This window comes from Sporosarcina koreensis, assembly GCF_000826145.2.
GTDB lineage: Bacteria > Bacillota > Bacilli > Bacillales_A > Planococcaceae > Sporosarcina > Sporosarcina trichiuri.
This window is the reverse complement of the sequence record NZ_LN651335.1, coordinates 276,315-289,273: the sequence shown is the minus strand read 5'-3', so window position 1 is coordinate 289,273 and position 12,959 is coordinate 276,315. Positions and strand designations below refer to the sequence as shown.

Genomic DNA, 12,959 nt, shown 5'->3' with positions numbered 1-12,959 from the left:
GTTATTTCTAAAGCTCGTTGAAATAGAAAAAAGGCTGCCCGCTGACGTCACATTTTTGTGACGCCGGGCAGCCTGTATTTATAAGGATCCGTCTAGCCTGCTTATAGAAGCTTTTCACCGAACAGTGAGCCGATGAGTCCGACGGCCACGTCCGCTGTCGCATTTTTGTCATCCAGGATCGGGTTCACTTCCACGAATTCCGCTGACGTCAGCAGGCCCGAGTCCTGAAGCATCTCCATCGCCAGATGACTTTCACGGTAGCTGATACCGCCCGGCACCGGCGTTCCGACACCCGGTGTGTACAGTGGGTCCAGGCCGTCGAGATCCAATGACAGATGCAGTCCGTCAACGCTGCGGGATTTCAAGTAGTCGATCGCTTCGTTCATGATCGCTGTCATCCCATCCCGATCGATTTCATGCATCGTGAAGACTTTGATGCCCAGTTCTTTGATGAGCGCCCGTTCCCCCGGATCCACCGACCGTGCACCAATGATGACGACGTTTTCAGGCTTTATCTTCTGACCGTCTTTGTACAGGTTGACGAGACGCTCGTGACCGATCCCGAGACTTGCCGCGAGCGGCATGCCGTGGATGTTGCCGGATGGCGATGTCTCACTTGTGTTGATGTCCGCATGGGCGTCATACCAGATGACACCTAGATTGCTATAGTGATCGGCCAGACCGGCAAGCGTACCGATCGCCATGCTGTGGTCGCCTCCGAACACGAGCGGGAACCGCTTTGACGACACGATCGCCGCCACCCGTTCCGCCAGTTCAGTACAGGCAGCCGTGACTTCCTCCAGATTCTTCAGACCGCTCGTCTCCTGTCCGACGCGTTCGCCGACTGGGACATTGACGTCTCCTGTGTCTGTCACATCATGCCCGATCGCTTCCAATCGCTGTTGGGCACCTGCATAGCGGATGGCACTCGGCCCCATATCCACGCCTCTTCGGCTCTGACCGTAATCAAGCGGCATGCCGAGCAGTGAAATGTTCAGTTGCTGTTCCATAATTCGTTCCCCCCGGAATATTCTTTGTCTGTCGCTTTCATTGTAGCCTCTTCAGACAAATGGCTCAACCGCGCATTTTCAAGCATATTTATTCACTTAGCGGTGTCCGGTTTCCGTACGAGCCCGAATGCTTCCGTCTCCGGCAGCGGCCGGCTGTAATAATAGCCCTGCCCTTCCCGGCAGCCGAGCCGCTTCAGGATGGCTGCCTGTTCTGCCGTTTCGACGCCTTCAGCGATGACGTTCAGTCCCGCCGTATCCGCCATGGTGACGATCGCCTGGATGATGGCACGGCTGTTCTCACTTGTCTCGATGTCCCGCACGAACGACATATCAATTTTCAGGGTTTCTGCAGGGAATTCACGAATATAACTGAAAGAGCTGTATCCCGTCCCGAAATCATCGATGGATACGGCAAATCCCAGGCTCCTTAGCTGCCGCAGCGAAGATCCCATCTCCAGCCGATCCGCGAACGCACTTTCCGTCACTTCCATTTCGATCAGATGCGGGTCGATCCCGGTCCGCTTCGCCAGCTTCTCCACGAAAGCGATGAGCCCCGGACTTTCCAGATGAACGGCCGAAAGGTTGACTGCCAGCGTGACAGGCCGGACGGTTTGACCCTGCAATGTCTTAGCTTTCATGAACACTTCTTCGAGAATCCATTCACCGAGGGGGATGATCACTTTCGTCTCTTCGGCAATTCCGATAAATTTGCCGGGCGGAATTCTCCCGAGATCCGGGTGCTCCCACCTGACCAGCGCTTCGAATCCGACAATATATCCGGTCGTCAAGTCGACCTTCGGCTGGTACTCCAAGACGAAGTGCTTTTCTTTCACACTTTTCCTCAATTCGTTCTCGAGAATGATCCGGTCCAGGGACTGGGTGTACATATCCGCCGTGAAGATTGCAAATCCGGAGCCGCCCTGGATTTTAACGGACTGCATGGCCTGCTCGGTCGTCGTCATCAGACCGGGTACTTCCACAGCATGTTCAGGAAACATGGACAGCCCGCAGCTGACGGATGGATTGTACAAATTCCCGGCTACTTCCACCGGCTCTTCCAGCAGCTGATGAATGGCCTCTGCCTGTGCGTACAGCCCTTCTTCCGACTCTCGGCTGTTCAGGACAAACGCGAATTCATCGCCCGCTGTCCTGCCGCAGATCGAACCCTGCAAATGTCCCGTAAGCCGTTCCGCCATTATCTTCAGTATGTCATCGCCCGTATCATGACCGAACGTTTCATTGGCATACCGCAGTTTATCGATATTCACATAGACAAGACCTAAACTCCGGCCTGAGTGCTTCGCCTGTTCCAGCTCCCTGAACAGCTCTTTCAGGAAGGCCCGCCTGTTCAGCAGACCAGTGAGCTGGTCGGTCGATGCCAGATCATGGATCAGGAGCTCCTGTTCACGCTCCGCGGTCACGTCATGGAACGACAGCACGCTGCAGTCCTTGAACTGCCCTTCCGTCTGGACGCGGGCCAGTTTTCCGCTCATCTGAAGAATTTCCTGGCCGGCGGAACGGAGCCGGAATTCCGCATCCTGCCGGTATCCTGCTTCAGCAGATGAATGAGCTGCCGCAGCCTTCAGGAACCGTGCTTCTTCCGTCGGCATATGATCTAGCAATTCGGGAGTGTTTGAACCAAGCAGCTTCTCAAGTGACGGGGAACAATACTGGGTGCATCCATGCCGGTCGAGCACAGCGACAAAGTCTCCGGCATCCTGTGTGATCAGCTTGTACAGTTCCAATTGTTTCTGCAGTGCCGCCTCATTGTTTTTCTTATCGGTTATATTGTGCCGGATGGAGATGTATTGAACAGGGATGCCCCGCTCATTCAAGAACGGGACGATCGTTGTATCCACCCAATACAGCGCACCACCCTTGGCCCGGTTGCAGATCTCACCGCGCCAGATCCGGCCGCTGCCGATTGTCCGCCACATGTCCTTGAAGAAGTCGGGCGGATGATAACCGGAATTGACAATCGACTGGTTGGCACCGAGCAGCTCGTCCACTGGATACTTCGAAAGTCTTGAGAAAAAGTCATTCGCATACAGAATCGTCCCCGTCCGGTCCGTGACAGCGACTATCGCTGAATTGTCGAGGGAATAGACGATGTCATTCAGCAGCTGTTCGGTTGAACCGTGCTGCAGAGACTCGCTGATGTTTCGGATCATATCATGGTGTCTGGTCATACAGCGCCTCTTTCATCCAGAATACCTGGTGTTTTTATGAGTAATCCATTAATCCGGAAAGACAAAAAATCCTTTCTCCCTGTATGGAGAAGGATAGTTACTATACAGTATAGATATCGGCATCTCAGCTATACATTCCATTGCTGAGCAGCTGAAAGTCTCTTCAGAAGCATGTATTTTTACATCTCATCAGGTGTGCCATGCAAGTAAAAGTGGCTGGGGTAGCTGGATTCGAACCAACGAGTGACGGAGTCAAAGTCCGTTGCCTTACCGCTTGGCTATACCCCAGTAATCAAAAAAAGCGGCTGTTCCCTGCACCTTTGTCCGGCACATTTAGAGAATACCCTTTTCTGCAGTTTTTATTCAAGTAAAATGGTGGTGGGGGACGGATTCGAACCGCCGAACCCGGAGGGAGCGGATTTACAGTCCGCCGCGTTTAGCCACTTCGCTACCCCACCATCTGAGTCGTCCTGAGCTGATAAGCGTGCATGGCAACATCGCTTATCGGTATGTAAAGGAACAAACATGGTGACCCCTACGGGATTCGAACCCGTGTTACCGCCGTGAAAGGGCGGTGTCTTAACCGCTTGACCAAGGGGCCGTTCTGGTATGTATACAGTCTGATTGCATTCTGGAGCTTCCAACCGGATTCGAACCGGTGACCTCTTCCTTACCATGGAAGCACTCTACCTGCTGAGCTATGGAAGCATGCGCATGGAAATGGCTCCGCAGGTAGGACTCGAACCTACGACCGATCGGTTAACAGCCGATTGCTCTACCACTGAGCTACTGCGGAATCATATGAATGTTATTTCAAAGACAAGAAAAATTATAACACAGTCGGACAGGAAAGCAAGCCTTTTCTGTACACACTGTCTTTTCCTCTTCAGGACTTTTACATAATAGCATGGGCCGCGCATACTGGTCAAGCCTTTCTCATACAGTACAGTAACCGAGTTGAAAGGAGCCCGCCGCGCTGAAAAGAATAGGTATCGCCATACTGGTCTGCATACTTCTTGTCATCCTCCTGCCTGCTGCAAACACTGCACCGAAAATGATTGATGTATTCCGCGCCGCGAGCGGACCGGATGTCATTGTCAAAGGAACAAAAGGCACCTCACTGACGATTGATCTGTCGTTCGGCGACGAGCCGGTCGAGGAATGGATCGCCGGGCTCTCGGCACCCTATCCGCTGCTGATGATCGATCCGGCCTGGGCAGAACGATTCCCCGATTCCGCACAGCTTATCAAGGAAAAAAACATACCGATCTCCCTTCTCGGTGAGCCCGGCGCCTCATATGAGGAAGACCCTGCCCTGTTCAACCGCCAGCTGGAACACTTCACCGGGATTTTCGAGAAGAAACCGCTCTGGTTCCGAACACAGGATGAGTACTTTCCGAAAGTCCTGAGAGATGTGCTGTGGGAAAAAGAGATCAACGCGTTAGGATCCTCCACCCGCTGGAGAGGCGGCGTCCTTCCTAAAGTGAAGGAAGGAGATATCATCGCCGTGTCACTCGACCGTCGTCAGCTGGTGTCCCTTGATGAAGTGAATGAGCTGCTCGCAAGCCGTCAGTTCCAATCCGTCGAAGACGTCCTGTTTACGGTGGACATCAAGACCAAAAAAATACCGGAATGAATAAAAGCGCACAATCCGCTGTGGATGTGCGCCTCTTGTCATTTCACTTTTACCGCTTTCTGTTTCCGACGCTCCGCTTTCCGGGCGTCGAGTTTCGCCTTATCTTCATCCGACTTCCGATTGTACTTCGGAAGCGCGAGAAGCTGATAGGCATTCACCGCCACGAGCGGGAACAGCATGATCGTCACCCATGTATCGACTTCGCCTTTACGCACCATCAGTGCAGGCAGCCATTCGAGCGTCGTGATGACGATCATGAAGAACAGCGCCGATATGAGGATATGTTTTTTCGTCCATTTCGCCTTGAACCACGCCGTCACTGCTGCAGTCCCGACAAGTACGAACAGAAGCACCATATAGAGCACAGTACGCCCGGTATCATCCGCAGTCAGACGGAAACGGAAAAAGACCAGGTCGAACAAAACGACAACAATCAGCAGCAGCTGCACCCAGTTCCACAATGTCAATGTCCGGAACAGGTTAACTCCGAATTGATGTACTGACAGATAGGCAAAAAAGCCCATCTGGGCAATGACACTCATCGTGAAGCCCAGGAAGATCATCCACAACAGTGCCCCGATGAATTGAAAAATCTCACCCGATGATAAGTATGAGTAGAAGAAATCCCAGCGTACGATCAAACCGACCAGACCGGTGATCCCGCCGCCGAGCAGCAGCGCGCGTAAAAAGAATTTTATCCAATTTCGTATAGTCACAACAGCGTTCCCCCGTTTTCCTTACTGTACCCAGTGTACCAGCGATTTCCCGAAAAATCTATTTCATTACACAGCGTTTGCATAATCGGCAGGAAGATGTGAACAATAATTGAAAAGCCTGCGGAGGGATCTTGCACTCATGAAAAAATTCACAGTATCTCTGCTTCCCGTCCTTCTGTTGACCGCCGCCTGCACACAGCAGGCCAATCCCCCCTCGTACGATGAAACGAAAAAGATGATGACGGACGCCATCCAGACCGAAGAAGGGAAAAAAGCGATCCGTCAGCTTCTGACGGAAGAAGAATTCAGGAAACAGCTCGTACTGGAGCAGCCCGAAGTGACCGCCGCCATCGAAACCACCCTGCTGTCCGACGACGGAAAAACGTTCTGGAAACAGACGTTCGAGGATCCGAAATTCCAGAAAACCGTCGCAGAAAGTATGAAAGACCAGCAACAGGAGATCATGAAAGCACTCATGGACGATGCGTCTTTCCAGAAAGAACTGGAGGAGTTCTTCGGCACCCCGGATATGCAGAAGCAGCTTGAAAACATCCTGCATTCCGGTTCCTTGAAGAAAGAGTTCCAGAAAGCGATCGAGGAAACGATCCAGAGTCCGCTGCTCCAGGCCAAGTGGCAAGAACTTATCCTGCAGGCCGGCGAAGTGAAACCGACGGAAAAGGATAAAGGAAAAGACAAACAGGAAGGCCAGGACAAAGAAGAAAGCGGAGGGGGTCAGTAACCCGCTCCGCTTTTCCGTCATTTCTTCGTTTCACCGATCACTTTAGCAGCGATATCCAAGTATGTCTTTCCGATCGGGTGGTCCTCCGCATAGACGGAAGGGGCGAAGTCCTCTTCGTCCCAATCCGGCTGACCGAGCGGAATCTGGCCGAGCAATTCCGTACGGAGTTCTTCCGCCAGGCGCTTCCCTCCGCCCGAACCGAATACATATTCCTTTTCACCGGTCGTTTTCGATTCGAACCAGGCCATATTTTCGATGACACCGAGCAGGGCATGATCTGTCTGCAAGGCCATCGCTCCGGCCCGTGCGGCAACGAATGCAGCCGTCGGATGAGGGGTGGTCACGACGATTTCCTTGGATGCCGGAATCATCTGGTGGATATCGAGGGCGACATCCCCTGTGCCAGGCGGCAGGTCGAGGATCATGTAATCGAGATCCCCCCACTCGACGTCACGGAAAAACTGATCAAGCACTTTCCCGAGCATCGGTCCCCGCCAGACGACAGGGGCATTGTCTTCCACAAAGAAGCCCATCGAGATCATCTTGACGCCTTTCCGGTCCACCGGGATGATCCGGTCTCCGCGGATGACTGGGGATTCCGTGACGCCCATCATATCCGGTACACTGAATCCGTAGATGTCGGCGTCGATCAGGCCGACCTTCTTGCCTTGACGCGCAAGCGCGACTGCCAGGTTGACGGATACCGTCGACTTGCCGACGCCGCCTTTCCCGGATGCGATGGAGATGAACGTCACATCATTCAGCGGTGACAGCAGATCCTGCGCTTCCGCCGCGGTGGCGGTACCGCGGAACTTCTCGATCGCTTCCTGCGGGAGTTCCTCAAACCGGATGCCGACGGAATCGGCACCCGCTGCTTTCAACACTTCCACGACTTTCGACTGCAATGCCATCTGTTCGGCGGTGTTGATCTTTGCAATGGCCAATTTTACACTCACATGTTTTTTCTCGGACTTCAGCGACACACTGATGATGCCGCCTGTTTCCGCCAACGGTTTATGTAAAAAAGGATCGCTCAGTTTCCCGACGACTTCACGCATGTTCTCTTCTTTCATCAAAACGGAACACTCCTTAGAGGTTTAGTACATTCACCCCCAAGTATAGCACAATCGTCCGGATGCGTAAGGCGTTCGGCTCTTCAGTTCACTTCCATCGACTGATGCCGGACAATCCCGTCGACAATCGCATCTGCCACCTTTTTACGGTACGCCGGATCCGCGAGAAGCTTGTGCTCTTCCGGATTGGAGATGAAGCCCGTTTCCACGATGACCGAAGGGGTCTGGATATTCTTCAGTAAATAGATACCTTTGATTTTCATGGCTTCACGATCCGTGTTCTTCAGGCCATCCCGGAATGCGCCCTGGATCGACTTGGCAAGCGCCTCTCCGCCTTCATGGCCTTCCGGATGGTAGAACACCTGCGCGCCCCGCCACTGGGTCTGCGGGATGGCATTGACGTGGATGCTGACGAACAGATCCGGCTCTTCCGTCTCCGCCAGTTTGACACGCATCTTCAAATCTTCGAACTTCCGGTCACGCAGGGAACTGAATTTCCGGTCCGGCGCATGCTCACCGATCGCGTCGCCCGCTTTCGTACGCGTCATGACGACTGTTGCGCCTTTCTGCTTCAGCCGTTTCTCGACCTCTTTCGAAATGGTCAGGGTAATATCGCTTTCGATCAGTTCGTCTGTCGAGGCGCCGCCATCCTCCCCGCCATGACCCGCATCCAGCAGCACCTTCACCCCTGCAAGTTCCGCAGGCATGAAGAACGCCCGGTCTGATGCTCTGACGCCCATCCATACCACACCCAGTGAACAGAACAACAATAAGCCGATAATGAGAACACGTTTCATAGGACACCGCCTTTTTCATCCACTATACGCAGGGGACGTCCGCGGTATGACCAAGCAAAAAGACGTCTCCCTGTTACGGGAAACGTCTTCTCCTGACTTATTCGATCGGCCCCTGCCAGCTCAGCATGCCGCCTGTCATGTTGGTGACATCGTAGCCCTGTTCTTCCAGAAACTCAGCTGCCCGGCCGCTGCGTCCGCCTGACCGGCAGATGATCGTATACGGCTTCGACTTATCGAGCTCCTCCATCCGGGCAGGGATCTCCCCGAGCGGGATATGGACAGCACCGGTGATTTTGCCGGTTGCGATTTCGTCAGCTTCCCGCACGTCGATCATGTTGACCTGCTGTCCTTCTTCCAATTTCGTTTCAAGCTCGCCAGCTGTGATTTCCTTCATGTACATACGCCTCCTGTACGTCAATATCCGTATTCTATCCGGAAACGGCGGATCCGTCCATGCATCAGCCCAGTTCCTCTGATTTGTGGATGACTTGATAGTTGAGCGGCAGTTCGATGCCGGCTTCGTCGAATGCAATCTTCATGGCTTTCAGCAGGTCGCGCTCACACTCCCACTGCAGACCGTTTTCGACCTGCCCGATGACACGCAGGACGACGTCGGTCCCCTGTATCGTCTGGACACCGATTGCGTTCGGGCCGTCCTTGAAGCGTTCGTCCTTCTGGAATTCATCACAGAGCTGTTCCAGGACGCCGATCGCCCGATCCACATCGTTGTAGTAACTGATCCCGATATCGACGAGCGCCCGCATGTGACCGCGCGAATGGTTGGCGACGTTCTCGATGATCCGGTTCGGCAGGTAGTTCAGTGTCCCATCGAAGGAACGGATTTTCGTCGTGCGAAGTCCGATCTCCTCGACGACGCCGTCAATCCCCGCCACTGTGACGTATTCATCCACCTCCATCTGCTGCTCCAGCAGGATGAAGAACCCGGTGACAACGTCGCTGACAAGCCCCTGCGCCCCGAACCCGATAGCCAGGCCGACGACACCGGCGCCGGCGATCAGCGGTCCGATATTGACACCGAGTATCGACAGCAGCGTGCCGATGAATATGAAGATCGCCACGTAGGAGAAGATGTTGACGAGCAGCTTATCGAGTGTTTTCACGCGACCCGGTTTCGTTTTCCGGGACAGCGACATTTTCTGTATGGTCGCGCTGAGGATTTTCTTGCCGAGCGGCACGGCGATGGCGAAGACGACGATCAGGATGCCGACCTTGCCTGCTGTTTGCAGCAGCTTTTCCATATTAATGGGGATTTCATATCCGAATAGTTCCATTTGTTTCAGGTACCTCCCATGCTGGTGAGTGCATTTTATCAGCATAACGCACGGAGGCATGCCGTTTCAAGTGATAGGCCGCAGCGGTGCTTCCCGTCAAGCCGCCTTTATTCCATGTCCGTCGCAGACGGGCTAATCTGTTTCAGATCGCGGCCGGTTGGGCTCTGGAACAGCTCCAGGCCGAAATCGCCGATGACTGCAAAGAGATGATCGAAAATATCTGCCTGGATCGTCTCATAGACGGCAAACTCCGTCGTCTTGGCGAATGCATAAATTTCGATCGGCAGCCCGTCTTTGCCCGATGCGAGCTGACGCGCGATGAGGGGTGCCTCCTGGTCAATGTCCGGATGGTTGCGCAAGTACTGGATGATGTAGACACGGAACACGCCGATATTGGTCAGGGCACGTCCGTTGATGCTCGTGCCGTCCTGGATGCCGTGTGCGTCGTTGTATGCGTTTATTTCCTTCTCGCGGCTTTCAATATAATCTGTCAGGATGTCAATCTGCCGGAACCGGTCGATCATGTCCGGCGTGCAGAACCGGATGCTCGTCATGTCGATGTGTAGCGAACGCATCAGCCGGCGGCCGCCCGACTCGAGCATCCCCCGCCAGTTCTTGAAGGAGCTGGAGATCAGCGCGTAACTTGGGATCATTGTCACCGTGCGGTCGAAATTCTGCACCATGACGGTGTTCAGCGAAATATCGATCACTTCCCCGTTCGCCTCGTAATTCGGCATCTCGATCCAGTCTCCCACACGCACCATGTCGTTTGCGGACAGCTGGATACCGGCAACAAGGCCGAGCAGCGAGTCCCGGAACACGAGCAGGAACACGGCGGACAGCCCGGCGATCCCGCTCAGCAGGATGGCCGGACTCTCCCCCATCCACCGGGCGATGATAGTGATGATCCCTACAATGATGACCACGAGTTTTGCGACCTGGATATAGCCTTTGATCGGCTTCGTCTTGGAGATGTCATACGTCTGGTATATATCATTCAGGACGCTGAGCAGGCGGCTGATCGCCACGAGTGTCACTGCGACAAGATACGTCAATGCCGCCGTCTCGATCGCCTTCCGGTACGTCGGGAAGGCGGCCGCGGACCAGTAGATGATCATCGCCGGCACCAGATGCGACAGCACGCGAAACACTTTGCGCCGCAGCAGGTACTCATCCCACCGGTAACGGTGCTTGCGCAAAATATGGGTCACCAGGCGGACCAGTATTTTCTGTGTGATGAAATTTGCAATCAGGCAGACGAGTGCAATGCCGCCGATCAGGATGACGAACGCCAGGAGCTCTGCCCAGGCTGCGTCGACCCCGTAGGCGAGCAGGCGGCTGCGGATAATGGTCATGGTGGTTCCTCCTGTTGCAGTAATTGTTCAGTCAGGGGTTGTCTTCCCTGTTTGGTGACGCCCTATGTCTGGAAAGCGGTCTCTCCTGTAAGGGACGTTCGGGAGGCGGTACGGTTTCCTGCCCGTGGTAGTGCGCAGGCAGGACTATTGCGCGTCGCTGTCGAACTCAGGGAGCAGGAACCTCTTCCCCTGGTTCCGTCCCCGGCGGCTCTGCCGCGGAAGTTCCCCCTCATCATTCTCTTCTCTCTCGTCCGTATTGCATCATAGGCTGTTCCGCCAGCTCTTTAGCGCGGATGATGCCAGCCGGCTATACTATCTGATGGAAAAGGAGTCTATCAAAGTTGATAAAACCAATTGAACGCAGCGGCGCCGCGACAGAATTGCGGTTGCTGGAACAGCTGCGGATCCGCGGGGTGCTCCCGGAGGACGGACTGCGGCGTGCAGCCCGCCTGTCGAAAGGGAACGCCGGCGAAGAGATGTTCGGGCGGCTGACCGCAAAGCTTCGCGGCGATGTCATCGTGCAGCATGATCTGTATCTGGAGCATGCCCAGTCCGCATTCCAGATCGATTCATTATTGATTTTAGAAAAAGGGATCCTGCTGTTCGAAGTGAAGAACTATGAAGGCGACTACGTGTATGAGGACGGAGCATTCCGGCTGCTCACCACCGGTCAGGAAATCCTCAATCCGCTGCACCAGCTGAGCCGCAGCAGGACTTTGCTGCAAGGCCTGATGAAAACCTGGAAGGCCGGGTTGCCCGTGACAGGATATATTGTCTTCGTTCATCCGCATTTCGCACTGTACCACGCGCCCACGGACTCTCCGATCGTACTGCCCGGCCAGCTGGAACGGTTCCTCGCCCGGCTTGACCTGGCGCCTTCCGTCCTCGGCCGAGCGCACCAGGAGCTGGCCGGACGGCTGCGGGCGCTCAGCCGGACCGACCGGCCGATGCCCCGGCTGCCCGCCTATACGCGGGACAAATGCCGGAAAGGAATTGCGTGTCCGCGCTGCTCCGCTTTCATGATCAGGGTCGGCCAGCGCACGCTGAGCTGCCCGGGTTGTACCTGGGGAGAGCCCGCCGAACACGGCATCCTGCGGAGTGTCCGCGAGCTGGCCCTGCTGTTCCCGGAAGACCGGATCACCACGGCGCGCGTGCATGAATGGTGTGCGGTGTTTGAATCGCCAAGCATCATCCGGCAAACATTGAAACGAAATTTCACTCCTTGCGGCGGCCGCAAGCACCGGTATTACGAAGTCAGAGACGACTCATAAGGACGTTCCTATTAGGCATGCGACCAGTTTTATTAACTGGTCGCATGCTATTTATATGTCATGATGTCTCATGTGAAAGTAAACATACAACTACCTGTCTTCTTTTTGTATGAAGCTACCAGTAATCTACCCCTTTGTGCAATTAAGCGCACTCTTTCTGCATGAAGCCTTCGATGACCAGTGCCTTCGTGCAATTAAGCACTCTCTTTCTGCATGAAGCCTCCGGCGACCAGCGCCTTCGTGCAATTAAGCACTCTCTTTCTGCACGAAGCCTCCGGCAACCAGCGCCTTCGTGCAATTAAGCGCACTCTTTCTGCACGAAGCCTCCGGCAACCAGCGCCTTCGTGCAATTAAGCACCCTCTTTCTGCACGAATCAACCAGCGACCAACGCCTTCATGCAATTAAGCGCCCTCTCCCTGCACACTTTATCGATACAAAAAAACCCCCTCCCCGGCTCTGCCGGGAAGGGGGCTGCATATGCATATGATTAACGCTTCGAGAATTGTGGTGCGCGACGTGCGCCTTTGAGACCGTATTTCTTACGTTCCTTCATACGTGGGTCACGTGTGAGGAGACCGGCTGATTTCAAGGCCGGACGGAAGTCAGGGTCTACTGTGAGCAATGCACGGGCAACGCCGTGACGGATTGCGCCGGCTTGTCCTGTGTATCCGCCGCCACTTACGTTAACGTGGATGTCGTAGCTTCCCAATGTGTTTGTCGCAACAAGCGGCTGCTTGATGACATTGCGAAGTGTTTCGAATGGTACGTAGTCTTCTGCGTCACGCTTGTTGATGATGATCTTGCCTTCACCAGGTACCAAACGTACACGTGCTGTTGAACTTTTACGTCGGCCAGTGCCGATATATTGTACTTGTGCCAA

At 54.5% G+C, this 12,959-nt stretch carries 12 protein-coding genes and 5 tRNA genes; 3 read left to right on the top strand and 14 right to left on the bottom strand.

The window, feature by feature from the left end; translation table 11 throughout:
* Window positions 1-101 precede the first annotated feature (101 nt).
* The 7 genes from rocF to BN1190_RS02960 form a co-directional block, all read right to left on the bottom strand.
* A complete protein-coding gene (gene rocF, locus BN1190_RS02990; protein WP_040285520.1) occupies window positions 102-1,010 on the bottom strand; it encodes an arginase in 909 nt (302 codons plus the stop codon).
* Window positions 1,011-1,102: 92 nt separating this feature from the next.
* Complete coding sequence (locus BN1190_RS02985) at window positions 1,103-3,199, bottom strand: EAL domain-containing protein (RefSeq protein WP_040285519.1); 2,097 nt, start codon at window positions 3,197-3,199, stop codon at window positions 1,103-1,105.
* 213 nt (window positions 3,200-3,412) lie between these two features.
* A tRNA-Gln gene (locus BN1190_RS02980) sits at window positions 3,413-3,487 on the bottom strand.
* 85 nt (window positions 3,488-3,572) lie between these two features.
* Window positions 3,573-3,657, bottom strand: a tRNA-Tyr gene (locus BN1190_RS02975).
* A 68-nt stretch (window positions 3,658-3,725) separates the two neighbouring features.
* A tRNA-Glu gene (locus tag BN1190_RS02970) sits at window positions 3,726-3,800 on the bottom strand.
* Between the two features lie 31 nt (window positions 3,801-3,831).
* Window positions 3,832-3,907 (bottom strand) — tRNA-Thr (locus BN1190_RS02965).
* Between the two features lie 13 nt (window positions 3,908-3,920).
* Window positions 3,921-3,995: transfer RNA gene (locus BN1190_RS02960), tRNA-Asn, on the bottom strand.
* A 258-nt stretch (window positions 3,996-4,253) separates the two neighbouring features.
* On the opposite strand from BN1190_RS02960, the gene BN1190_RS02955 reads away from it, so the two are divergent.
* Complete coding sequence (locus BN1190_RS02955) at window positions 4,254-4,835, top strand: hypothetical protein (protein ID WP_052461660.1); 582 nt, start codon at window positions 4,254-4,256, stop codon at window positions 4,833-4,835.
* 38 nt (window positions 4,836-4,873) lie between these two features.
* Here BN1190_RS02955 and BN1190_RS02950 read toward each other — a convergent pair whose 3' ends face one another.
* Window positions 4,874-5,551, bottom strand: coding sequence for a KinB-signaling pathway activation protein (locus tag BN1190_RS02950; protein ID WP_040285517.1), 678 nt, complete (start codon window positions 5,549-5,551; stop codon window positions 4,874-4,876).
* Window positions 5,552-5,690: 139 nt separating this feature from the next.
* Here BN1190_RS02950 and gerD point away from each other — a divergent pair, with 139 nt between their 5' ends.
* A complete protein-coding gene (gene gerD, locus BN1190_RS02945) occupies window positions 5,691-6,290 on the top strand; it encodes a spore germination lipoprotein GerD (RefSeq protein ID WP_040285669.1) in 600 nt (199 codons plus the stop codon).
* 17 nt (window positions 6,291-6,307) lie between these two features.
* Here the strand turns inward: gerD and BN1190_RS02940 are convergent, their stop codons facing one another.
* The 5 genes from BN1190_RS02940 to BN1190_RS02920 all read right to left on the bottom strand — a co-directional run bounded on the left by BN1190_RS02940 (window position 6,308) and on the right by BN1190_RS02920 (window position 10,807).
* Window positions 6,308-7,363 carry a P-loop NTPase gene (locus tag BN1190_RS02940; RefSeq protein ID WP_040285668.1) on the bottom strand — a complete coding sequence of 352 codons (1,056 nt, stop codon included), beginning with the start codon at window positions 7,361-7,363 and terminating at the stop codon, window positions 6,308-6,310.
* Between the two features lie 83 nt (window positions 7,364-7,446).
* On the bottom strand, window positions 7,447-8,160 hold the full coding sequence (locus BN1190_RS02935; protein WP_040285516.1) for an N-acetylmuramoyl-L-alanine amidase: 714 nt from the start codon (window positions 8,158-8,160) through the stop codon (window positions 7,447-7,449).
* A gap of 97 nt (window positions 8,161-8,257) precedes the next feature.
* On the bottom strand, window positions 8,258-8,554 hold the full coding sequence (locus BN1190_RS02930) for a rhodanese-like domain-containing protein (protein WP_040285515.1): 297 nt from the start codon (window positions 8,552-8,554) through the stop codon (window positions 8,258-8,260).
* Between the two features lie 64 nt (window positions 8,555-8,618).
* On the bottom strand, window positions 8,619-9,452 hold the full coding sequence (locus BN1190_RS02925; RefSeq protein WP_040285514.1) for a mechanosensitive ion channel family protein: 834 nt from the start codon (window positions 9,450-9,452) through the stop codon (window positions 8,619-8,621).
* Between the two features lie 107 nt (window positions 9,453-9,559).
* Window positions 9,560-10,807: a mechanosensitive ion channel family protein gene (locus BN1190_RS02920; protein ID WP_040285513.1), complete on the bottom strand. Its 1,248-nt coding sequence runs from the start codon at window positions 10,805-10,807 to the stop codon at window positions 9,560-9,562.
* A 341-nt stretch (window positions 10,808-11,148) separates the two neighbouring features.
* Between BN1190_RS02920 and BN1190_RS02915 the strand changes: the two genes are divergently transcribed.
* Entirely contained in the window at window positions 11,149-12,078 is a 930-nt protein-coding gene (locus BN1190_RS02915) for a nuclease-related domain-containing protein (protein ID WP_052461659.1), read from the top strand.
* A gap of 488 nt (window positions 12,079-12,566) precedes the next feature.
* On the opposite strand, the gene rpsI is transcribed toward BN1190_RS02915, so the two are convergent.
* Complete coding sequence (rpsI, locus tag BN1190_RS02910; RefSeq protein WP_040285512.1) at window positions 12,567-12,959, bottom strand: 30S ribosomal protein S9; 393 nt, start codon at window positions 12,957-12,959, stop codon at window positions 12,567-12,569.

Bases quoted from the DNA above. Each gene is read 5' to 3' on its own strand.
- BN1190_RS02920 (WP_040285513.1), bottom strand. From the start codon at position 10,807: ATGACCATTATCCGCAGCCGCCTGCTCGCCTACGGGGTCGACGCAGCC.
- BN1190_RS02940 (WP_040285668.1), bottom strand. From the start codon at position 7,363: ATGAAAGAAGAGAACATGCGTGAAGTCGTCGGGAAACTGAGCGATCCT.
- BN1190_RS02930 (WP_040285515.1), bottom strand. From the start codon at position 8,554: ATGAAGGAAATCACAGCTGGCGAGCTTGAAACGAAATTGGAAGAAGGA.
- BN1190_RS02935 (WP_040285516.1), bottom strand. From the start codon at position 8,160: ATGAAACGTGTTCTCATTATCGGCTTATTGTTGTTCTGTTCACTGGGT.
- BN1190_RS02985 (WP_040285519.1), bottom strand. From the start codon at position 3,199: ATGACCAGACACCATGATATGATCCGAAACATCAGCGAGTCTCTGCAG.
- rocF (WP_040285520.1), bottom strand. From the start codon at position 1,010: ATGGAACAGCAACTGAACATTTCACTGCTCGGCATGCCGCTTGATTAC.
- gerD (WP_040285669.1), top strand. From the start codon at position 5,691: ATGAAAAAATTCACAGTATCTCTGCTTCCCGTCCTTCTGTTGACCGCC.
- BN1190_RS02955 (WP_052461660.1), top strand. From the start codon at position 4,254: ATGATTGATGTATTCCGCGCCGCGAGCGGACCGGATGTCATTGTCAAA.
- BN1190_RS02925 (WP_040285514.1), bottom strand. From the start codon at position 9,452: ATGGAACTATTCGGATATGAAATCCCCATTAATATGGAAAAGCTGCTG.